Here is a 19,858-nt window from a genome sequence, read left to right on the forward strand (position 1 = left end):
CGGGGGTCTAACAGGGGGCTAACCTGCTGCCGGATCAGGCATCCGCCAGCGGGCGCGGCGACGTGCTCGCCAGCACTTCCTCGGTGATACGGCGGATGTTGACCTTGGCCTTCAGGCGCGCGCCGAGCAGCGCCGTGCCCGAAACCTTGCGCTGCACGAACAGCGTTTCGATCGGCGGGAAGGCCCAGGTGTCCTTGTCCTGCGCGATCGCGAAACCTTCGTCGCGCAGCAGCGGGATGAAAGCGCGGTCGCCGAAATCGAAGGGCGCATCCTCGCGCATTTCGTTGATGACGATGTCGATCATCCTGTTCACCCGTTCGGGGTGCTTTTCGGCGACGATCGGCATCATGAATCCCGCCTCGATGGTGGCGGCAAGCACCTGCTGCGCATTGCCCCTGAGGCCCGCCTCGAGCATCCTGCGATACCCGTTGGCGACCGCCGGATCGACCGGGCGGCAGGCACCGAAATCCAGCAGCACGATCTCGCCCGTCTCGCGCCGGTAACGGAAATTGGCGAAATTGGGATCGGTCTGCATGACGCCGAAATCGAACAGTTCGCGCGCCACCAGCCGGATCAGCCGGGCAAAGACCTCGTCGCGGCGCTCGGGCGGTTCGCTACCCAGTTCCTCGATCGAAACCCCTTCCTCGAAGCTCATCGCGAGGATCGAGCCGCGGGTCAGCCCTTCGTGCAGGCGCGGGACGACAAAGCCGGGGACATCGGCCAGCTGTTCGCGGTACATCGCCATCTGCGCGCCCTCGCGCTGGTAATCGGCCTCTTCGTGGAGCTGCTGCTTGGCCGCGGCCATCAGCTTTTCCATCTCGAGTTCGGGCGGGGCGAAGCCGGCGACCTTGAGCAGCGTCATGACATTGTCCACATCGCTGTCGATCGATCTGGCAACACCCGGATATTGCACCTTGATCGCCAGTTCCTCGCCCTCGCGGGTCAGGGCCTTGTGCACCTGGCCGATGCTGGCGGCGGCGATGGGGCGGGGGTTGAACCAGCGAAACTGCTTGCGCCAGTCTGGCCCCCATTCGCTTTTCAGCACCTGATCGAGCTGGCGCGTGGGCATGAAATTCGCCTGATCGCGCAGCGTGGCGAGGATGCGCGAAAGCTCCTCGGGCAGGAAATCGCCGGCATCCAGACTGATCATCTGGCCCATCTTCATCGCCGCGCCGCGCAGGTGCGAAAGCCGGTCGGTGAGACGCTGGACATTGCCGGGCGTAAGGATCAGGTCGCGTGCGGAAATCCCCTCACCGCTCGCCAGCCGCCGCGCCCCTTCGGCCACCATGCCGCCGGCCACGCCGCCGACCAGCTTGCCGAAGGTGCCGAAACGCGCCATCCGTCCGGCCGGCACGGCGCGCTGGCGGTTACGGTCTTCGGGCAGGTCTGCGAAGTCGGGGATCTGGTCGTCGTCGGCCACAGGGGGAAGGTTTCCGGTTGCGGGGGTTTGATCGGTAACGGTCGGGGCAGGGCGGTGTTCCGCCCTAGCTGATGCAAAGTCCGCCATCGACCGGCAGGCATTGTCCGGTGATGTAGTCGCTGTGCGGCGAGGCGAAGAACACGGCCAGCCCTTCCAGCCCGGCGTGATCGCCCGGACGGCGCAAGGGGATGCGCCGCGCCATCCATTCCCCGAATTTGGGATCGGCCTTGGCAGTGATGTCGGTTTCGTAATAGCCGAATAGCAAGGCATTGGCGGTAATCTTGTGGCGCGCCAGTTCGAAGGCGGCGGCCCGGGTCAGGCCGTTCAGGGCAGCCTTGGACGCGGCATAGTCCGACGAGCGGTTTACTCCCATGATCGACTGGCCCGAGGAGGTCGCGATCAGCTTGCCGCCCGGATCGCCCGCTTTCGCGCGCTTGATCATGTGCCGGGTGACGTGCTTGTAGACCAGTGCCGCCCCGCGCGTGTTGACCGCCATGGTGTGGTCCCAGCCTTGCGCCGTGATGTCGGGGATCGCCGTGCCGGCACCGGAAATCCCGGCATTGGCGAAGCATGCGTCCACCCGGCCGAAAGCTCCGAGCGTGCGCGTCATCGCCGCCTCGATGGCCTCGTCCTTGGCAACGTCGCAGCTCAGCGCCAGTATGTCACCATCGCCCAGCGCGCGCAGCTCCTCGACTGCAGCGGCGTTCTTGTCGGCGTTGCGTGCCCAGATTGCGACATGGGCGCCCGCCTTGGCAAGGCCGCGCGCCATGGCAAGGCCCAGCCCGCCATTGCCGCCGGTTACTAGGCCTACGCGGCCGGTCAGATCGAACAGTCCCATGCCCGCTCAAGTGCCGCAAACACGGCCCCTGTGCAAGCACGCGGGAACCGCGCGGCCTTGCAGGCTTTTGAGGCGGCATGGACGGAAAAACCTCGCTCTCGCCCGCTGCCCGCGCTCTGGGCTATGCCGGGCTGCTGCCGCAGCTGCTGTGTCTTGCCATGGTGCTGACGGGTCATGAATGGCGCTATTCGGCGCTGGCCGGTGGCTTTGCCTATGCAGCAGCGATCTTCAGTTTCCTCGGCGGGGTATGGTGGGGGCAGGCAGTGGGGAGCGCCAGAGCGGGCGCGCCTGCGACGACCGGCGCCTACATCGTGGCGGTCATGCCGAGCCTGATCGCGGTCGCGCTGTTCCTGCCGTGGACTTTCGGCTGGGAATGGCCCGGGCCAGCGCTGCTGTACCTGGGCGCGCTGATCGGGCTTTCCCCCATGATCGACCGCGCGCTGGGATTTGCCGCGCCCGATTTCCAGCAGCTGCGCTGGCATTTGTCGCTTGGTCTGGGGGCGCTGACTATCGCGCTCGGATTGTTTGGCGCAGGCCTCGTCTAGCCTTTGCCTGGAAGATCGAGCTTCCGGATCTTTCCCGAGGCAGAATGCCATCGTTTGGGATGAATTAACCACTCGGCGCTAGAAAATCCGGCATTCGTTAACGATCCGGGCGCCCATGACTCCATCGCTGGCATCTCTGGCAGGCTTATTGCGGCGCATTCCGGGCCGGGCGGAGAAACTTGCGCCCGAACCCCCTGAGGAAAACGTCCTGCAGTCCGGCGAGGCACTGCTGCGGCGCAAGCGGAACAAGGTTGCCATTTTCGCGATCCTGTTCGGGCTCGTATCGGCCGCAATCGACCTGCCGCTGCCAGCCGAAGACGCCTATCGCGCCGTCCGCGCGCAATTGCGGTCGCGGCCCGCTCCGCCGGATATCGTCATGGTGACGGTGGACGATGCCACGCTCAACGAACTGGGCAAGGAATTGCCCTCCCGCTCCGATGACAGCGCGCTGGTCGACCGGCTCGTTGCCGCCGGGGTCGACAAGATCGTGTTCGACCGTGCTCACGCCGACCCGGAGACGCCGGCATCCGATGCCACATTCGAGCGCATGCTGGAACGTCACAAGGGAAAGGTCTGGCTCGGGATGACACCCTCCTACCAGATCAAATTCCAGAAAATCGACCGGATCCTGCCGCTTGAACGTTTTCGCCAGCATGCCGCCATGGCGTCGATGACAGGCTTCGCAAGCCCGTTCAGCCTCTCGGTCGTGTTCCCTACATCGGTGGACATCGACGGAACGACCTATCCTTCGATTTCGGCCGCGCTGGCCGGATATGACGGCAGCAGCCTGCGCTATCGGCCCGATTTCGCCTTTAATCCATGGACGATTCCCACCTACAGCTACGTCGATGTGCTGAAGGGTCGCGTTCCCGCGTCCAAGCTGCGCGGTCGAAGCGTGATTATCGGCCGTAGTTTTTTCGAGTCCTCCGACTTTCTTGTCATGCCTCTGAAAGGGCGCGTGCCGGGCAGCTATTTTCACGTGATCGGCGCGCAGACATTGAAGTCCGGTGTCCCGACCGATCTGTACTGGTTCCCGGCCATGCTGATCGTGGTGATGGCGATCGGTTCCTATACTCTGGGCAGGTCGCGCTCGGCACGGCCCTTGTGGTTCGCTGCCGTGGGCTTGCCGTTGCTGGCCTTTCCGCTCGACGAAGTGCGGTTCAACATCGACATCATGCCTGCCATGCTCGCCCTGGGCTTTGCGGGCATCGGCTTCCACCGCATTGCGAAGAAATATTACAGCAGCGACGTCGATGCGATGACCACTTCGGCGCTCAGTCTCGACAAGGGAAGCGCCGCGCTCGATGTCTATGCGCTCAGGATCGCCAATCTTGCCGAAATGTCCGAGGAATGGAGCCCGCGCGAACTCGGTGAATTCGTCAACAGTCTGATCACCTATATCAAGGGGCCGGGCGAGGCCGGGGACGTCGCCTTCGAGCGTGACAGTCTGGTCTGGCTGGCGCCGCGGATGGATAAGGTCAGCCTCGAACGGCACGCCGATGGTCTGGCGCTCATGCTCAAGACCGCGATCAGTTATGACTGGCAATCGGCGAGCAGCACTCCGGCGATCGGGATCGACACCAATTATTCGCTCCCGCTCGGCCAGCGTATCAAGAAGGCGATGCAGGCCGCCGATGAAGCCGCCAATCGCGGGGTGCGCTTCATCATCAATGATGCTGCCTATGTCGAGGCGCGCAACTACCGCCTCGAAATCATGCGGGTGCTCGAGAAGGGCCTGCGGGAGCGCAAGATCGGGGTCGCCTACCAACCCAAGATCGACCTCGCCACCGGACGGATCGTCGGGGCCGAGACGCTGATCCGCTGGAAGCCTGACGGACAGGATTTCGTCAATCCGCAGGAGCTGGTGCTGGCGGCCGAGGCGAGTGACCGGATCAATGAATTGACGATGATCGTGATGGAGGCGGCTCTGGTCGATGGCAGGGAAGCGATTGCGCTCGATCCCGGATTCAAGCTGGCGATCAACATGTCGGCCAAGAGCCTGAGCGATACGCACCTGCTGTTCGACATGATGACCATGCTCGGGCGGATCGGCTTCCCGGCGGAGAACCTCACGCTTGAATTGACCGAAACCGCCAAGCTCGAGGACAAGCTGATTGCGCCGCAGATTTCCGCGTTGAATGCGCGCGGCATCGGCCTTTCGATCGACGATTTCGGCACCGGTCAATCCAACCTGGAATACCTCGAGAAGCTTCCGAGTTCGGAGCTCAAGATCGACAAGAAGTTCGTCCAGCACATGGCGACTTCCGAAGAAAGCCACGCCGTCGTGCGCGCGACGATCGAGATCGCCCACTCGCTGGGCAAGGTCGTGGTGGCTGAAGGGGTCGAAACCGAGGCTGTCGCCGATCAGCTTCGCGCCATGGGATGCGATCAGGCGCAGGGCTTCCTGTTCTCGCAGGCAATCGCCATGCCCGAACTGCTCATCATGATGGGAGGGAAAAGAATCGTAGTTAACGCTTGATTAAGGTTAATTTTGTGTTAAAAGCCGTCCTACAGAGTTCACGCTTGATAGGAGGCTTTTATGTGGGCATGGTTTGGTTTCCTGTTTGGCGCTCGTTAATCTAGAGTTCCCCAAACAATTGAAAAGCCCCGGTTTTCCGGGGCTTTTTGATTCCTGACGCAGGGACCCGGCTGATCCGGGTTTTTTGGTGGCCGGTGGTCGCGCCAGCACCTTGATCGGCGGGGGCATGATATTGTCCGGCACCGCCCGCTCTGGCGCCGAAGCACGCGCTCGCGCCACCTCTTCAATGGCGGGTTGCCGGGACCGGTGTCGCAGGCCGCAGATGCCTGAGCGAGCCTGACCTGCTTTCAAGTCTCTACCGGTCTTGCCGCTGTGTGGCGCAGTTCGGCAACCAGCCCTTGGGTGCCATTGCGAAGCGTGAGCGTGATCCCCATCGCCGCACAGAGTTCTTGTGCAATCGCCAGGCCGAGGCCCGAGCCGGCGGCCTCGCGGTCGAACCGTGTTCCCACGACAAAGGCTTGGTCGATCCGATCTGCGGGAATCCCCGGACCGTCATCTGCGATCCGGATCGTGCACGCCCCTGTTTTGTCGCATGTGAACGACAAGGCAACGCGGGAGCGTGACCATTTGCCGGCATTATCGAGCAGGATTGAAAGCACTTCAGCAAAATCGACCGGATCGAGCGGAAGCACCACGCCCTTGCACCCGTTCGCATCGAGTGTGAAGCCCTTGTCCGGGTGCAATCGCTCCATCGCTCGCAAGATCGGCATGGCGATATCGGGCAGCACCACACCGCGTCCTGACGGCGGCTTTCCAGCAGAAGCCCGAGCCTGGGCGAGCTGGTATTCGATCTGCTGTTCCATCGCGCTCGCCTGATCAAGCAGCACCATGCCGGCTGCGCGGCTTTCGCCGTGTTTGGCAAGCCGTTCCGCCTCGTCGGTGATGATCGCAAGCGGCGTTCGCAAGGAGTGGGCAAGATTGCCTGCCTGCACCCGCGCGCGCGCGACCATTGCCTCGTTCTGATGGATATAGGCGTTGAGATCGGCGGCGAGCGGGGCGATCTCGGCGGGGTAGTCGCCTTCGAGCTTGTCGGTCTCGCCATGCCGCAGCCGGGCAAATGCGAGCGAGAGGCGATCGAGCGGCCTGAGGCCAAAGGAAATGATCGTAAAGCCCGTTGCCAGCAACAGTGCGGCAAGGGCAGCCAGCCATGCCGTGAGATCGCGGGTGAAGCTGCCGATCAGCCGGTCAAGTTCGCGCTGATCGGTGGCAATGACGAAGTGGATGTCCTCGCCCGCCGCCCCCTTGCGCGTGAAACCATAGGTTATTGCCGGACCGGTGGGGCCATTTTCCAGCCGGTGAAGTATCTCGGGCGAATGGGCGATATCCTCCTCCAGGCTGCCACGCGTCATCGAGGGCGAGCGCAGCGGCGCGCGTCCATCGGCGGTGACTTGCCAATAGAAGCCGGACAGGGGCACATCATAACGCGGATCCGACAAGGGTCTCGTCAGCACGATCATGCCGTCCGGGGCAATTTCGGTCAGTCGGCCGAGTTCGCGGACATGAACCTCAAGTTCCTCGTGATAGGATTGCTCGACATGGCGGCTGAAGATGCTGACCGCCGAAAACCAGATGGCGGCGATGCCGAGGATCACCCACAAGGTGACCGCCAGCAGAAAGCGCAGCCGCAAGCTGCCCGCCACGGGAACGCGCATCATTTCTCGAACCTGTAGCCCGAACCGCGCAGCGTCGTGATGCGCTCGCGTCCGATCTTGCGGCGCAGGCGGCCGATCAGCACTTCGACCGTGTTGGGTTCGCGTTCGTCATCCAGTGCGTAAAGATCATCGAGAATGTCGGTCTGGGACAATACCTGTCCGGCGCGACGCAGAAAGAGGTGGAGCAGGCGGAATTCCTGACGGCTCAGGGCCAGTGGCGCGCCTGCCAAAGCAGCGTTGCGCGCGAGGGGGTCGAGCGTCAGATCGCCTGCCGTCAACGCGGTCGCGCGGGTGCCTTGCTGACGCCGGAACAGCGCGTTGAGGCGGGCCAGCAATTCCTCGAAGCGCACCGGCTTGACCACGAAATCATCGGCGCCCGCATTCAGTCCTTCGACCTTGTCCTGCCAGCTGCCTCGCGCAGTCAGGATGAGGATCGGTGTTTCCACCCGCCTGTTACGCCAGTGGCGCAGCAGATCGAGCCCGCTGCCATCGGGCAAGCCAAGGTCGAGGATCACCGCAGCCATCCGCTCGACATCGGGCCATTCTTCCGCTTCGGATCGGCTTGCCGCGAGTTCGACCGCGAAATCGGCACCGCGCAGCCGCTCGCTCAACCTCCGGCCGAGTTCGGGATCGTCTTCGACTACGAGCAGTCGCATACCGTGCCGCTTCCTTTCTACAGCCGGTGATGGTCCGCGAAACTGACAAGAACCTGCCAGACTGGCAAGTTTCTGTCAGCTTGGCGCGGCATGATCGGGAGCATGACCACGCACCTCATCGCCCGATTGGCCGCATTTGCCGTGTTCGCAGCCTTGCCTGCCTGCTCTGCCCCCCCTGCACAGCAGTCCGGTGATCCGGCCGCCGAAGGCAATCCGACCGAGGGATTGGCGATCGAGACTGCGACTGCTCGGGAGGTCGGCAACGTCCCTCTCGGCAGTGTGCCCGGAACCATCAGCCTCCCTCCGGAGGCCCGGGTTGCGGTCACTGCGCCTTTCGCGGGCGCGGTGGTGCGGGTCTACGTGATCGAAGGACAGCAGGTTGCGCGCGGCGAGGCGCTCGGGCTGGTGCGCGCGACCGATCCCGTCCAGATCAGCGGCGATCTGGCGCGTGCACGTTCGGCTGCATCGCTGACCGAGGCGCGGGCAAAGCGACTCTCGCAACTGGCCGAGGAAGGCATCATTGCCGAAGCCCGCGCCGACGAGGCCAGGGCCGAGTTCGAACAGGCTCGCGCGAGCGTCGCGCAGTTCGAGCGGCTGGCCGCGCTTGGACAGGTTGGCGCGGACGGCACCATGACGCTGCGTGCGCCGATTGCCGGACGCGTCGCCCATGTCGGGATCGAGACCGGCGGCGGGGTGGACACCCTCACCGCGCCTTTCGTGGTCGAGGGGACAGGCGCCTATCAGATCGAATTGCAGCTTCCTGAAAGGCTCGCGCAATCGGTGCGCCCAGGCATGGCGGTCCAACTGGCGCTCGGCGGGGACGTGGAAAGACCGGTCGGCGGGCAGATCATCGCGGTTGCGCCCTCGATTGACCCGGCGACCCGATCGGTCATGGCACGCGCCAGCATCGGCGCGGCGCCCGGCGTGATCGCGGGACGCAATGTGACCGTCACCATTCTTGGGCAGGGGCGCGGCATCGCCGTTCCGGAGAACGCCGTCACCCGCATCGGCGACAAGGACCATGTGTTTGTCCGGAAAGGCAAGGACTGGGAAAAGCGCCCGGTCACCATTGCCGCGCGCGGAGGCGGGTTGGCGGTGATTTCCGCAGGGCTGACAGCAGGCGAGGTGGTTGCCGCCAGCAGTGTTGCCGAACTCAAAGCGATGAACGCGCAATAGATGCTCGACACGCTCGTCCGCCGCGCGCTCGATTTGCGCCTCGCCGTCCTCGGCCTCGCCGTCCTGCTCGCCGGACTGGGCGGCTGGTCGTTTCTCAACCTGCCGATCGATGCCTTCCCCGACATCAGCACCACACAGGTCAAGATCATCCTCAAGGCCCCCGGCATGACCCCGGAGGAGGTCGAAAGCCGGGTCGTCACCCCGATCGAGATGGAGATGCTCGGCATCCCCGAACAGACCGTGCTGCGATCGGTCGCCAAATATGCGATTGCCGATATCACCATCGATTTCACCGATGCGACCGACATCTACTGGGCGCGCCAGCAGGTGGCCGAGCGGCTGGGCGCGGTGATGGCCGACCTGCCGCAGGGGGTCGAGGGCGGACTAGCGCCGATTTCCACGCCGCTCTCCGAAATGTTCATGTTCACGCTCGAAGGCCCGCAGTCGCTGGCCGAGAAGCGCCGGGTGCTGGACTGGATCATCCGCCCCGCGCTGCGCACCGTGCCGGGGGTGGCGGATGTCAATTCGCTGGGCGGCTATGCCGAAACCTTCGAGGTCGCCCCCGACAGCGCCGCCTTGGCCGCAGCCGGGCTCAGCACCGCCGATCTTTCCGCCGCCATCGAAGCGAACAACCGCAATGACGGCGCCGGACGGTTGACCAGCGGCGAGGAGGCCCTGATCGTGCGCGCGACCGGCGCGATCCGAAATCTCGACGATCTCGCCGCTGTGGTCGTGCGCTCGGCCGGCGGTGCGGTGGTGCGGGTCGGCGACGTGGCGCAGGTGCGCACCGGCAGCCTCACCCGCTACGGTGCGGTCAGCCAGAACGGAGCCGGCGAGGCCGTGCAGGGCCTTGTCATCGGCTTGCGCGGTGCGGATGCCGCCAAGGTGGTCGAAGGCGTCAAGGCACGGCTTGAGGAGACCAAGCTGAGCCTGCCCGCGGGCATGAGCGTCAATGTCTTCTACGATCGCTCCGATCTCATCACGCACGCTGTCGGCACGGTCGAGACCGCGCTGCTCGAAGCGACCGTGCTGGTCGTGATCCTGTTGCTGCTGTTCCTTGGCGATGTGCGCGCCTCGGTGATTGTGGCGCTGGCGCTGCCGATGGCGGTATTGCTGACCTTCATCTTCATGCGCGCGATCGGCCTTACCGCCAACCTGATGAGCCTCGGTGGGCTTGCCATTGCGGTCGGCATTCTGGTCGACGGCGCGGTGGTGGTGGTCGAAAACGTGGTCGAACGATTGTCCGATCCCAAACACGCCTCCTCAAGCAAGCTCCACAATGTCTTCATGGCCGCGGCCGAAGTCGCCAAGCCGGTCGCATCGGGCCTTGCGATCATTGCCATTGTCTTCCTGCCGTTGCTCACGCTGGAAGGGCTGGAGGGCAAGCTGTTCTCACCCGTAGCGCTTACCATCGTGCTGGCGCTCGCATCCGCGCTGGTGTTGTCGCTGACGCTGGTGCCGGTGCTGGCGTTCTACCTGCTCAAGGTGAAGCCGGAAGCGGACGGCCATCATCACGAACCCTGGCTGATGCGGCGGGTCTCCCCGCGCTATCGTGCGCTGCTGGAGGGTGCCTTTGCGCACAAGCGACGGGTGTTCACCGTGGCGGGCATCGGTCTGGTGCTGGCGGGCGCGGCCTACAGCGTCACCGGCAAGACCTTCCTGCCGGTGATGGACGAAGGTTCGGTGATCGTGCAGCTTTCCAAGCTGCCCTCGATCTCGCTCGCCCATTCGGTGGAGGGGGATCTGAAGGTGCAGCGCGCGATCCTCGAACAGGTGCCCGAAGTCGAAGCAGTGATCGCCCGCGTCGGCTCGGACGAGCTGGGCCTCGATCCGATGAGCCCCAACGAGACCGACAGCTTCCTGCAACTGAAACCCCGCGAAGAATGGCGAGTGCGCGACAAGGACTGGCTGCTGGACGAATTGCGCAAGGTCATGGCGCAGTTTCCGGGGATCGAGCCGACCTTCACCCAGCCGATCGAAATGCGCACCTCGGAAATGCTGACCGGCGCGCGGGGCGATCTGGCAATCAAGCTGTTCGGCCCGGATGCCGCCGAGCTGGCGCGGCTGGCGGGCGAAATCCAGAACCGGCTTGAAGGGATCGAGGGCACCAGCGAGGCGATGACTGTCGCCAATGACAGGGTCGATTACCTGCTGGTCGATATCGACCGGGTGGCTGCGGGCCGGGTGGGGATGCCGGTGGCGGATTTGCAGGACATGATGCGCGCGCAGGTCGAAGGCGTGCGCGCGGGCGTGGTGGCCGATGGCGTTCGACGCGTGCCGATCGTGCTGCGTGGTGATGGCATCGGGGCGCTTGACGCGCAGAAATTCGCCGATCTCGTTTATCGTTCGCCTGGGGGCCAGTTGGTGCGCGCCAGCGATGTCGCCACGGTCGTGCGCTCTGAAGGGCCGGTCAAGCTCGAGCACGAGAACGGCTCGCGCTTCGCGATGGTGCAGGCCTTTGTCACCGGGCGTGACATCGTCAGCTATGTCGATGATGCCAAGGCGGATATCGCGGCCAACGTGCCGCTGCCGCCGGGCTACCGGATCGCATGGGGCGGACAGTTCGAAAACCAGCAACGTGCCTCGGCCCGGTTGCTGGTGGTGCTGCCGGTTGCGGTGCTGCTGATCTTCGTCGTGCTCTATCTCAGCCTTGGCTCGGTGCGCGCCTCGCTGCTGATCCTTACCAACATTCCCTTTGCTGCGGTGGGCGGGATGATCGCGCTGGCCTTGTCGGGCGAGTATCTGTCGGTACCGGCTTCGGTCGGGTTCATCGCCCTGCTCGGCATCGCAGTCCTGAACGGACTCGTGATGGTGACCTATTTCCGCCAGCTGCGCGAAACCGGCATGCCGCTCGCCGAAGCGGTACGGCGCGGGGCCGAGCGGCGGCTGCGCCCGGTGCTGATGACCGCGAGCATCGCCGCCTTCGGCCTCGTCCCGCTGCTGTTCGCCACCGGGCCGGGATCGGAAATCCAGAAGCCGCTCGCCATCGTCGTGATTGGCGGGCTGGTGTCGGCGACGCTGCTGACCCTGGTGCTGCTGCCGATCCTTTACGAGCGCTTTGGCGAAGGCCCGGCGGAGCGTGCCGAAGACCTGCCGGAGGCCGCCGCATGATCCGCCGCCTGATCCTGTTCACGTCTCTTGCCGCGATGCTCGCTGCCCCGCTCGCCGCCGATCCGGGCCTGCCTCCGCCCGAGGCGGTCGAACGCGCGCTGGCCGAGCATCCCAGCGTGACCGCCGCCCGCGCCCGCCTCGAAGCGGCGCGCGCCCGTTCCGATGCGCTGCGCAAGGGCCCTTACGAATTCACCGTCCAGGGCAGTCACGCCCGCCGCAGCGTTTCGGGCGGGAACGAGTTTCCCGAATATGACGCTCAGCTCAGCCGACCGATCCGCCTGCCCGGAAAGGCCCGGCTTGACAGGGCGATCGGCCAGTATGGCACCGAGGTGGCCGAGAATGTCGCCGAAGATGCGCGGCACGAAGCTGCCCTGCTGCTCGCCGCGCATTGGTTCGACTGGCTGGCGGCTTCGGCGCAGGCGCGGGTCGACCGGGCGGCAGTCGCCAATTACGAGGCCGGGCTTGCCGCCGTCACGCGGCGCCGGAGCCTGCGCGACGCCGCGCAACTGGAAGTCGATCAGGCAGAGGCAGCGCTGGCCGAGGCACGGCGCGCGCTGGAGCAATCATCGGGTCTGGCGGCGCTGGCGCGCACCCGGCTCGAAACCCATTTCCCCGCGCTTGCCCTGCCTGTGGATGCGCCCGAGGTGCCCATGCCCGACATGGCCGACGCGCGTCTGTCGCAGTTGGGAGATCTGGTGATCGTCAACAGTCACCTGATCGCCGCCGCCGAGGCCGAGAGCGCGCGCATGGCGGCGGTTGCCGATCGTGCAAGGGCCGATCGCTTCGCCGATCCGACCGTGGGCCTGAGGCTCTTTTCCGAATTCGGCGGTATCGAGCGCGGTGCGGGCGTGGTCGTCAGCCTGCCGCTGGGCGGCGGGCATCGCAAGGCGCTGGCGAGCGAGGCAAGGGCGGGTGCCTCCGCCGCGCAGGCCGATGAACAGCTTGCCCGTTTCGAAGTCAGCGAGACGGCGCGTTCCGACGTCACCGAAGCGCGCTTCCGCATTCTCACCTGGCAGCGTTCGCGCGATAGCGTAGCAGCACAGATGGCCGCGCTCGAAAAGCTGCGGCGCGGACATCAGCTAGGCGAGATCGACCTGGCCGATCTGCTGCTTGGCGAGCGCATGGTGCATGATGCCTTCCGGATCGAGGCCGAGGCCCGCACCGAGGCGATGCGGGCCATCACCCGCCTGAGGATTGACGCGCATGATCTGTGGCTGGCGGATTGACGATCGAGCCGCGCAAGACCTTGATCTCAAAAGGATCGCGCTTCGACCGGCTCGAACACGGCGGTCGCCGGATTGACGGCGTATTGTCCGGCGTAATGCGCGCCGTTGTGCGCAACGGCGTCAACCGCATCGAGAAGAATGGCGAACTCGTCTCCGTCCATCAGGGGCGAGAAGTTGACCCTCACGAAGCCGGGCTTCTCCAGCTCGTCGCCAGCCCTGACGGCTGCGCGGATCGCCGCCGAGCGTCCGGCATCGATGTCGAGCAGGCGGTGGACATAGGGACCGGCACAGGCGCATCCGCCGCGCGCCTGCACGCCGAAGCGGTCGGACAGGATGCGCGTGACGAGCTGGTGATGGACAAGTCCGCCGTCCGCGCCGCGCACGCGGAAGGACACGATCGGCAGCATCGCCGCGTGACCGGGGCCAAGGATCTCGATCTGCGGGTTCGCCCGCCAGCGCGCGAGCGCCTCGCGCCGCATGGCGTCGGCACGTTTGTCCAGCCCGGCGCGCGTCATGCAATCGCGCACGATAATCGCGAGCGCCGCGCGGATCTCGGCGATGACATTGGGCGTCCCCGCTTCCTCGCGCGCGGCAAGATCGGCAAGGTAATCGTGGGCATCGGGCGTGACGAAGCTCACCGTGCCGCCGCCGGGCGCGGAGGGCTTGTCGATCATCACCGCGTCCCTGCGCACCACAAGGATGCCCGAGGCCCCCGGCCCGCCGACGAACTTGTGCGGTGAAGTGACCAGCGCATCGATAAGCACGTCGGGTGCAGGACGCATGCTCATGGGAAGATAGGGACCGGCCCCGGCATAGTCCCATATCACGCGCCCGCCATACGCCTTCACCAGCCGCGAGACGGCGGCGATATCGGTCAGCGCGCCGGTGACGTTGGAACCCGCCGAGAAGGCGCCGATGATGTGCCGGCCGTGGAATTCGCCAAGTCGCACCTCGAGCGCCTCCATGTCCGGCCCGCCATCGGGGCTTTCGGGAAGCTCGATCACCTCGGCCATGCTCTCGCGCCAGGGCAGCAGGTTCGAATGATGTTCGTAAGGCCCCACCAGGACCACCGGCCTTTTGCCTTTCGCATCGAGGCGGTCGGCCCCGAACAGGCGGACGAGCTTCTGGATGCCCGCCGTGGCGCCATTGCCCGCGAAGATCACCGCGTCCCCTGCGCCCGCACCGCACAACGACGCGATCTCCTCGCGTGCGGCGCGGCGCAGGCGGTTGATCGCGCGCCCGCAGAACGAGGCTTGCGTGTGCGGATTGGCATAGACCGGCAGCACTTGCTCCATCACGAAGCGTTCGACCGGCATCAATGCCCGGCCCGAAGCGGCATAGTCCGCATAGACCAGCCTCACCGGCCCGGCTGGCCCCTCGAATACGAGGCCCTTGCCGATGATGTCTTTCGCCAGCGTGCCTTCCTGAAGCGCAGCTTCGATCCCGGCGCGGAATGTGGCGAACGGAGACGCGGGCGGAGCGGCGGGCACGGGCGAGGCCTGGACGCAGGCGGTGGCAGTGGTCATACGACAATAATCGCGCAGCCCGGATCAATTATCATCACCTCTTTCGGGCGGAATCCGCTATACGGCGTGTCATATGACCACTGAAACAGTTCAAATCGACCAGATCGATAGAAAGCTTCTCGCCGCGCTCCAGGCCGACTCCTCGCTCAGCCAGCGGGCGCTCGCCGACAAGGTCGGGCTGTCGCAGAACGCGTGCTGGCGGCGGCTTCAGCGCCTGCAGACCGAAGGCGTGATCCTTGGCCAGCGCGCCGAACTGGACCTTGCGCGCCTCGGGCTCGATCTTGTTGTGATGGTGATGATCAAGACCCCGCACCATTCGAAGGAATGGGCCGACGCTTTCAAGACCCATGTCGAGCGCATGCCCGGCGTCGTCGACCTCTACCGGATCGGCGGCGAATGGGATTACCTCATCAAGGTCGTCACCCGCGGCATCTCCGGCTACGACCGCTTCTACCAGAGCCTCGTCGACGGGTTCGACCTGTCGGTGGTCACCGGGCATTTCGTCATGGAAGAAATGATCAGCGCAAAGCCCGTCGCGCTCGTCTAGATGGTGAACGAGGCTGTCCGGACTTTTTCCGCTACGGGGCCAATGCCAGCGGTCCCGCAATCACGGGAATGAGGGCGCGAAGCTCCACGGCGGCGTCATATTGATCCCCAATACCGCCACCTGCGGAATCTGCTGAACGGCGGGTCTCTCCGGTAAGGCTCGGTGGTGGTGGCGTGCTTGTGGAGCAATGCCCATCGTTACGCCCCAAAGCATGCCGGCGCGGGGTCTTGAGCCCAGCAGAGCCGCGTGATCTTTAAGGATTTTGGAGTGTGAAAAAATGCGTGGCTGGGGCGGAAGGATTCGAACCTTCGCATGGCGGTACCAAAAACCGCTGCCTTACCGCTTGGCTACGCCCCAGCAGAGCCGCGCTCTATAGCGCGTGATTTTGCCTTGTGAAGGGGGCGGCGCGTCATAATCGCGCCGCCGGCAAGCTCAGAAGGTCCAGTCGAGGTTCTTGCCCGCAAAATCGGCGGCGGAATGGCGTTCGACGAGCCGGGTGTCCTCCTCTCCCCAGGTCTTGTTGACGATCCGTCCGCGCTTCACCGCCGGCCTTGCGGCAATCTCGCGCGCCCAGCGGCCGACATTTTGATACTCGTCGATGGCAAGGAACGTCTTGGCATCATTGTAGATCTGTCCGGCCACGAAGGGCGCGAGCCACGGCCAGTTGGCCATGTCCGCGATGGTATATTCCTCGCCGCCCAGAAACCGGCTCTCCGCCAGCCGCTTGTCCGCGACATCGAAGATACGCTTGGCCTCCATGGCGTAGCGATTGATCGGATATTCGTATTTCTCGGGCGCATAGGCATAGAAATGACCGAATCCGCCGCCGATGAAGGGGCCGGTGCCGACCTGCCAGAACACCCAGGAAAGCACCTCGGCGCGCGCTGCCCGATCGGCGGGCAGGAAGGCACCGAACTTCTCCGCCAGGTGGACCAGGATCGCGCCGCTTTCGAACACGCGGAAGGGGACAGGCCCGCTCTTGTCGATCATTGCGGGAATCTTGGAATTGGGATTGGCCGCGACAAAGCCGCTGGTGAATTGCTCGCCGTCGCCGATATTGATGGTGAAGGCGTCATATTCGGCGCCCGTGTGCCCGGCTTCGAGCAATTCTTCCAGCATCACCGTCACCTTCACCCCGTTGGGCGTGGCGAGCGAATAGAGCTGGAAGGGATGGTTGCCCTCGGGCAGGGCCTTCTCGCTGCGCGCGCCCGCGGTCGGGCGGTTGATACCGGCAAAGCGCCCGCCGGAGACGGTATCGGGGTTCCAGACCTTGGGCGGGGTATAGGTGCTGTCTGCCATGCGTTGCGGCTCCTGTTGACTGTTGCTGGACACTTGGAGGCTGGTTCGCCGCTTCGCAAGCGAAGGTGACAATCGAAAGGCTTGTGCGGCGCGAAGCAGGTCTTTTGGTCAGCGATGCTAGGAACAGAAAGGATTAACCGCTAGAGCCTGTCCGCCAAGGCATCAGGAAGCGCGTGAAGCATCATGAGCGAGATCTCGCACCCCTTCTTCGACATGCACGCCCACGGCTTCGTGCGCGTGGCGACCGCGACCCCGTGTGCGCGGCCGGCCGATGTCGCCTTCAACACCGCAGGCGTGCTCGACGAGGCGAAAAAGGCCCATGCTGCCAACGTCGATCTGGTGGTGTTCCCCGAACTGACTCTCTCCTCCTACGCGATCGACGATCTGCTGTTGCAGGATGCGCTGCTTGATCGGGTGGAGCAGGCCGTCGCCGAGGTTGTCGCGGCCTCCGCCGATCTGTCGCCCGTGCTGGTGCTGGGTGCGCCGCTCAGACGCGCAGGCAAGCTTTACAATTGCGCGCTGGTGATCGCCCGGGGCGAATTGCTTGGGGTCGTGCCCAAAAGCTACCTGCCCAATTACCGCGAGTTCTACGAGAAGCGCTATTTCGCTCACGGGCGCGGGCTTGCCGACCTGTGGATCGCGGTGGCGGGCGAGGAGGTTCCGTTCGGCACCGACCTCGTCTTCGCTGCCGCCAACCTGCCCGGTTTCCGCTTTGGCGTCGAAATCTGCGAGGATTTCTGGGCGCCCAATCCGCCCGGCACCATGGCCGCGCTCGCGGGGGCGCTGATCCTGTGCAACCTTTCGGCCTCGCCTGTCACCATCGGGCGAGCGGATGATCGCCACCTGCATTGCCGCTCCGCCGCCTCGCGTGCGATTGCTGCCTATGTCTATTCGGCGAGCGGCCATGGCGAGAGCACCACCGATCTTTCGTGGGACGGGCAGGGCGTGATCTACGAGATGGGTGACCTTCTCGCCGAAAGCGCGCGGTTCGATCTGACCGGCGAGCTGACCGTGGTCGATATCGACACGGATCGCATCGCCGCCGAGCGCCTGCGCAACCAGACCTTCGCCGATGCCGCCGAGGCTGCAGGGCGCCCCGAGGACACCTATCGCCGGATTGTCTTTGAACACGCCTGCCTTGAAGGCGATATCGGCTTGCAGCGCCGAGTGGCGCGCTTCCCCTTCGTACCGCACCGGCCCGAACGGCTCGACGAGGACTGTTACGAGGCTTTCAACATCCAGGTCGATGCGCTGATGCGCCGCATCCAGTCGACCGGCACAAAGAGCCTCGTGATCGGGATTTCGGGCGGGCTCGATAGCACCCACGCGCTGATCGTCGCCGCCAAGGCCTGCGACCGGCTCGGCCTGCCGCGCAGCATCATTCGCGGCTACACCATGCCCGGCTTCGGCACCTCGGAAGGCACGAAGACCAACGCGCACAAGCTGATGGCGGCGATGGAGATTACCTCGGGCGAAATCGACATCCGCCCCGCCGCGCACAAGATGCTCGAAGATATCGGGCACCCCTTTGCCGATGGCGAGCCGGTGCATGACGTGACGTTTGAAAACGTGCAGGCGGGCCTCAGGACCGATTACCTGTTCCGCCTGGCAGGCCAGCATTCGGGCTTCGTGGTCGGCACCGGCGACCTTTCGGAGCTGGCTCTGGGCTGGTGCACCTATGGCGTGGGCGACCACATGAGCCATTACGGCGTTAATGCGGGCGTGCCCAAGACGCTGATCCAGTATCTCATCCGCTGGGTCATCGCGACCGGCCAGTTCACCGATGCTTGCGGGGACGTGCTGGGCGCGATCCTCGATACCGAGATTTCGCCCGAGCTCGTGCCGCCGGGCGCCGACGGGCAGATCCAGTCGACCGAGAGCATTATCGGGCCTTACGAGCTCAACGATTTCTTCCTCCACCACGTGATCCGCTATGGCCAGCGCCCGTCCAAGGTGGCGTTTCTGGCGTGGCATGCATGGCGGGAGCGCGAGGGCGGCCTGTGGCCTGCCGGTTTCCCCGAGGCGCGCAGGAACGCCTATGATCTGGCGACCATTGCCCGGTGGCTTGACAAGTTCCTGCACCGCTTCTTCGGCTTCTCGCAGTTCAAGCGTTCGGCGCTGCCGAATGGCCCGAAAGTGTCCTCTGCGGGCGCCTTGTCGCCGCGCGGAGACTGGCGCGCGCCTTCCGATGCGGTGGCGAGCGTCTGGCGCGAGGAACTGCGCGAGAGCCTGCCTGCCGATGTCGTGGACAAGGTATTCGGCGACACCGTCACCTGATGCCCGCCAACCTGCCATTTTCGGCGCTGGCGATCATGCTGTTCTGCAATGTCGCCTGGGCGATGAATGTCGTGGTCAGCAAGATTGCGGTCTCGACGCTCGGCCTGCCGCCGCTGTTCTACACCGTGCTGCGTTCGGCGGTCGTGCTGGTGGTGCTGTTCCCGCTGCTGCGCGACATTCCGGCGCGCCTGCTACTTGTGCTCGCCGTCGGTTTCGCCATCACCGGAGGGAGCTTCGGCCTGCAATTCGTCGGGCTTCAGACCGCGAGCCCTTCGGCCGTGGGGATCGTCAATCTCGCCGGAGCGCCGCTTACGGTATTGTTTGCGATCATCTTTCTGGGTGAGGAAGTGCGCTGGCGGCGCGGGATCGGCATGGTGCTGGCACTGGGCGGTGTGGGGCTGGCGATCGGATCACCCACGGGGTCGAGCAGTCTGACGGGGCTGGCCTTCGCCTTTGCGGGCGTATTGATCGGGGCCTTTGCCTCGGTCTTCGTCAAGCGTCTGGCGGTGGGCGCGGTGGCGCTGCAGGCCTGGGCTGCTGTCGCCTCGATCGCGGTGATGCTCCCGGCGACTCTGGCGATGGAGAGCGGACAGGTCGCCGCGGTAGAGGCCGCGCCGATGGCGGTGGCGGGATGTGTGCTGTTTGCCGGGCTGGTCGTCTCGGTCGGGGCGCATTCGGCCTATTTCCGGCTGTTCCAGCGGCATGATGCCAACCTGATCGTGCCACTGACGCTGCTCACCCCGCTGCTGACGATTGCCTTCGGCACCTGGCTGACGGGCGACCGGATCGGCTGGCCCCTACTGACAGGAGGCGCGCTGGCGCTGGCCGGCGTGGCGATCATCGTGATCCGCCCTAGCCGCAACATCTTCAAGCCGCTGCTGGTGCGCCCGCGGCTCTGAGGCGCAGGCGCGGCCCTGCAGCGTCAAAAAAGCGTCAATTGTGCAGGTCACGGCCCCCGTCGCCTTGCCAGTCCCTTTCCCCGCCATAAGGTCGGCTGCGGTTCATGTGTAGCGAACGAACCGCAAGGCGAACTTCGGGGGAAGATC

General features: G+C 65.0%; 14 protein-coding genes and 1 tRNA gene. 8 read left to right on the forward strand and 7 right to left on the reverse strand.

Features of this window, described 5'->3' with window-relative positions; translation table 11 throughout:
- Window positions 1-34: 34 nt before the first annotated feature.
- Together I603_RS01775 and I603_RS01780 are read right to left on the reverse strand one after the other, a co-directional pair.
- A complete protein-coding gene (locus I603_RS01775) occupies window positions 35-1,420 on the reverse strand; it encodes an ABC1 kinase family protein (RefSeq protein WP_232305215.1) in 1,386 nt (461 codons plus the stop codon).
- A 64-nt stretch (window positions 1,421-1,484) separates the two neighbouring features.
- Entirely contained in the window at window positions 1,485-2,258 is a 774-nt protein-coding gene (locus I603_RS01780) for an SDR family NAD(P)-dependent oxidoreductase (RefSeq protein WP_068862096.1), read from the reverse strand.
- 77 nt (window positions 2,259-2,335) lie between these two features.
- Between I603_RS01780 and I603_RS01785 the strand changes: the two genes are divergently transcribed.
- Window positions 2,336-2,803, forward strand: a complete 468-nt coding sequence (locus I603_RS01785) for a DUF3429 domain-containing protein (RefSeq protein WP_068862097.1) — start codon at window positions 2,336-2,338, stop codon at window positions 2,801-2,803.
- Window positions 2,804-2,918: 115 nt separating this feature from the next.
- A complete protein-coding gene (locus I603_RS01790) occupies window positions 2,919-5,282 on the forward strand; it encodes an EAL domain-containing protein (RefSeq protein WP_068862098.1) in 2,364 nt (787 codons plus the stop codon).
- A 347-nt stretch (window positions 5,283-5,629) separates the two neighbouring features.
- Here I603_RS01790 and I603_RS01795 read toward each other — a convergent pair whose 3' ends face one another.
- Both I603_RS01795 and I603_RS01800 read right to left on the reverse strand, forming a co-directional pair.
- A complete protein-coding gene (locus I603_RS01795) occupies window positions 5,630-6,997 on the reverse strand; it encodes a sensor histidine kinase (protein WP_084439762.1) in 1,368 nt (455 codons plus the stop codon).
- Window positions 6,994-7,650 (reverse strand): response regulator, encoded by a 657-nt coding sequence (locus I603_RS01800; RefSeq protein ID WP_068862100.1) that lies wholly within the window; start codon window positions 7,648-7,650, stop codon window positions 6,994-6,996. Before I603_RS01800 ends, I603_RS01795 begins: the two co-directional genes overlap by 4 nt.
- Before the next feature lie 102 nt (window positions 7,651-7,752).
- Here I603_RS01800 and I603_RS01805 point away from each other — a divergent pair, with 102 nt between their 5' ends.
- Genes I603_RS01805 through I603_RS01815 form a run of 3 tightly spaced genes read left to right on the forward strand, consistent with a single transcriptional unit; the run spans window position 7,753 to window position 13,163 of the window.
- Window positions 7,753-8,826, forward strand: a complete 1,074-nt coding sequence (locus I603_RS01805; RefSeq protein WP_158093654.1) for an efflux RND transporter periplasmic adaptor subunit — start codon at window positions 7,753-7,755, stop codon at window positions 8,824-8,826.
- Window positions 8,827-11,937 carry an efflux RND transporter permease subunit gene (locus I603_RS01810; RefSeq protein WP_068862101.1) on the forward strand — a complete coding sequence of 1,037 codons (3,111 nt, stop codon included), beginning with the start codon at window positions 8,827-8,829 and terminating at the stop codon, window positions 11,935-11,937. It begins immediately after the preceding gene.
- Complete coding sequence (locus I603_RS01815; RefSeq protein WP_068862102.1) at window positions 11,934-13,163, forward strand: TolC family protein; 1,230 nt, start codon at window positions 11,934-11,936, stop codon at window positions 13,161-13,163. The genes I603_RS01810 and I603_RS01815 overlap by 4 nt, the downstream gene beginning before the upstream one ends.
- Before the next feature lie 26 nt (window positions 13,164-13,189).
- On the opposite strand, the gene I603_RS01820 is transcribed toward I603_RS01815, so the two are convergent.
- Window positions 13,190-14,689, reverse strand: coding sequence for an aminotransferase class V-fold PLP-dependent enzyme (locus I603_RS01820; RefSeq protein ID WP_084439766.1), 1,500 nt, complete (start codon window positions 14,687-14,689; stop codon window positions 13,190-13,192).
- Window positions 14,690-14,762: 73 nt separating this feature from the next.
- Here I603_RS01820 and I603_RS01825 point away from each other — a divergent pair, with 73 nt between their 5' ends.
- Window positions 14,763-15,236 carry an Lrp/AsnC family transcriptional regulator gene (locus I603_RS01825; RefSeq protein ID WP_068862103.1) on the forward strand — a complete coding sequence of 158 codons (474 nt, stop codon included), beginning with the start codon at window positions 14,763-14,765 and terminating at the stop codon, window positions 15,234-15,236.
- Between the two features lie 282 nt (window positions 15,237-15,518).
- On the opposite strand, the gene I603_RS01830 is transcribed toward I603_RS01825, so the two are convergent.
- Together I603_RS01830 and yghU are read right to left on the reverse strand one after the other, a co-directional pair.
- A tRNA-Gln gene (locus I603_RS01830) sits at window positions 15,519-15,593 on the reverse strand.
- 75 nt (window positions 15,594-15,668) lie between these two features.
- Window positions 15,669-16,535 (reverse strand): glutathione-dependent disulfide-bond oxidoreductase, encoded by an 867-nt coding sequence (gene yghU, locus I603_RS01835; RefSeq protein WP_068862104.1) that lies wholly within the window; start codon window positions 16,533-16,535, stop codon window positions 15,669-15,671.
- A gap of 183 nt (window positions 16,536-16,718) precedes the next feature.
- Between yghU and I603_RS01840 the strand changes: the two genes are divergently transcribed.
- Both I603_RS01840 and I603_RS01845 read left to right on the forward strand, forming a co-directional pair.
- The gene (locus tag I603_RS01840) at window positions 16,719-18,812 is read left to right on the forward strand and encodes an NAD(+) synthase (RefSeq protein ID WP_068862105.1); all 2,094 of its coding nucleotides are present in this window, start codon (window positions 16,719-16,721) and stop codon (window positions 18,810-18,812) included.
- Window positions 18,812-19,711, forward strand: a complete 900-nt coding sequence (locus I603_RS01845) for a DMT family transporter (protein WP_068862106.1) — start codon at window positions 18,812-18,814, stop codon at window positions 19,709-19,711. The genes I603_RS01840 and I603_RS01845 overlap by 1 nt, the downstream gene beginning before the upstream one ends.
- Window positions 19,712-19,858 lie beyond the last annotated feature (147 nt).

The sequence above is a fragment of the Erythrobacter dokdonensis DSW-74 genome (assembly GCF_001677335.1).
In the GTDB taxonomy this organism is placed as follows: Bacteria; Pseudomonadota; Alphaproteobacteria; order Sphingomonadales; family Sphingomonadaceae; genus Erythrobacter; species Erythrobacter dokdonensis.

Coding starts and splice junctions, on each gene's coding strand:
- I603_RS01795 (WP_084439762.1), bottom strand. CDS start 6,997: ATGATGCGCGTTCCCGTGGCGGGCAGCTTGCGGCTGCGCTTTCTGCTG.
- I603_RS01815 (WP_068862102.1), top strand. CDS start 11,934: ATGATCCGCCGCCTGATCCTGTTCACGTCTCTTGCCGCGATGCTCGCT.
- I603_RS01810 (WP_068862101.1), top strand. CDS start 8,827: ATGCTCGACACGCTCGTCCGCCGCGCGCTCGATTTGCGCCTCGCCGTC.
- I603_RS01785 (WP_068862097.1), top strand. CDS start 2,336: ATGGACGGAAAAACCTCGCTCTCGCCCGCTGCCCGCGCTCTGGGCTAT.
- I603_RS01805 (WP_158093654.1), top strand. CDS start 7,753: ATGACCACGCACCTCATCGCCCGATTGGCCGCATTTGCCGTGTTCGCA.
- I603_RS01840 (WP_068862105.1), top strand. CDS start 16,719: ATGAGCGAGATCTCGCACCCCTTCTTCGACATGCACGCCCACGGCTTC.
- yghU (WP_068862104.1), bottom strand. CDS start 16,535: ATGGCAGACAGCACCTATACCCCGCCCAAGGTCTGGAACCCCGATACC.
- I603_RS01800 (WP_068862100.1), bottom strand. CDS start 7,650: ATGCGACTGCTCGTAGTCGAAGACGATCCCGAACTCGGCCGGAGGTTG.
- I603_RS01845 (WP_068862106.1), top strand. CDS start 18,812: ATGCCCGCCAACCTGCCATTTTCGGCGCTGGCGATCATGCTGTTCTGC.
- I603_RS01780 (WP_068862096.1), bottom strand. CDS start 2,258: ATGGGACTGTTCGATCTGACCGGCCGCGTAGGCCTAGTAACCGGCGGC.
- I603_RS01820 (WP_084439766.1), bottom strand. CDS start 14,689: ATGACCACTGCCACCGCCTGCGTCCAGGCCTCGCCCGTGCCCGCCGCT.
- I603_RS01790 (WP_068862098.1), top strand. CDS start 2,919: ATGACTCCATCGCTGGCATCTCTGGCAGGCTTATTGCGGCGCATTCCG.
- I603_RS01825 (WP_068862103.1), top strand. CDS start 14,763: ATGACCACTGAAACAGTTCAAATCGACCAGATCGATAGAAAGCTTCTC.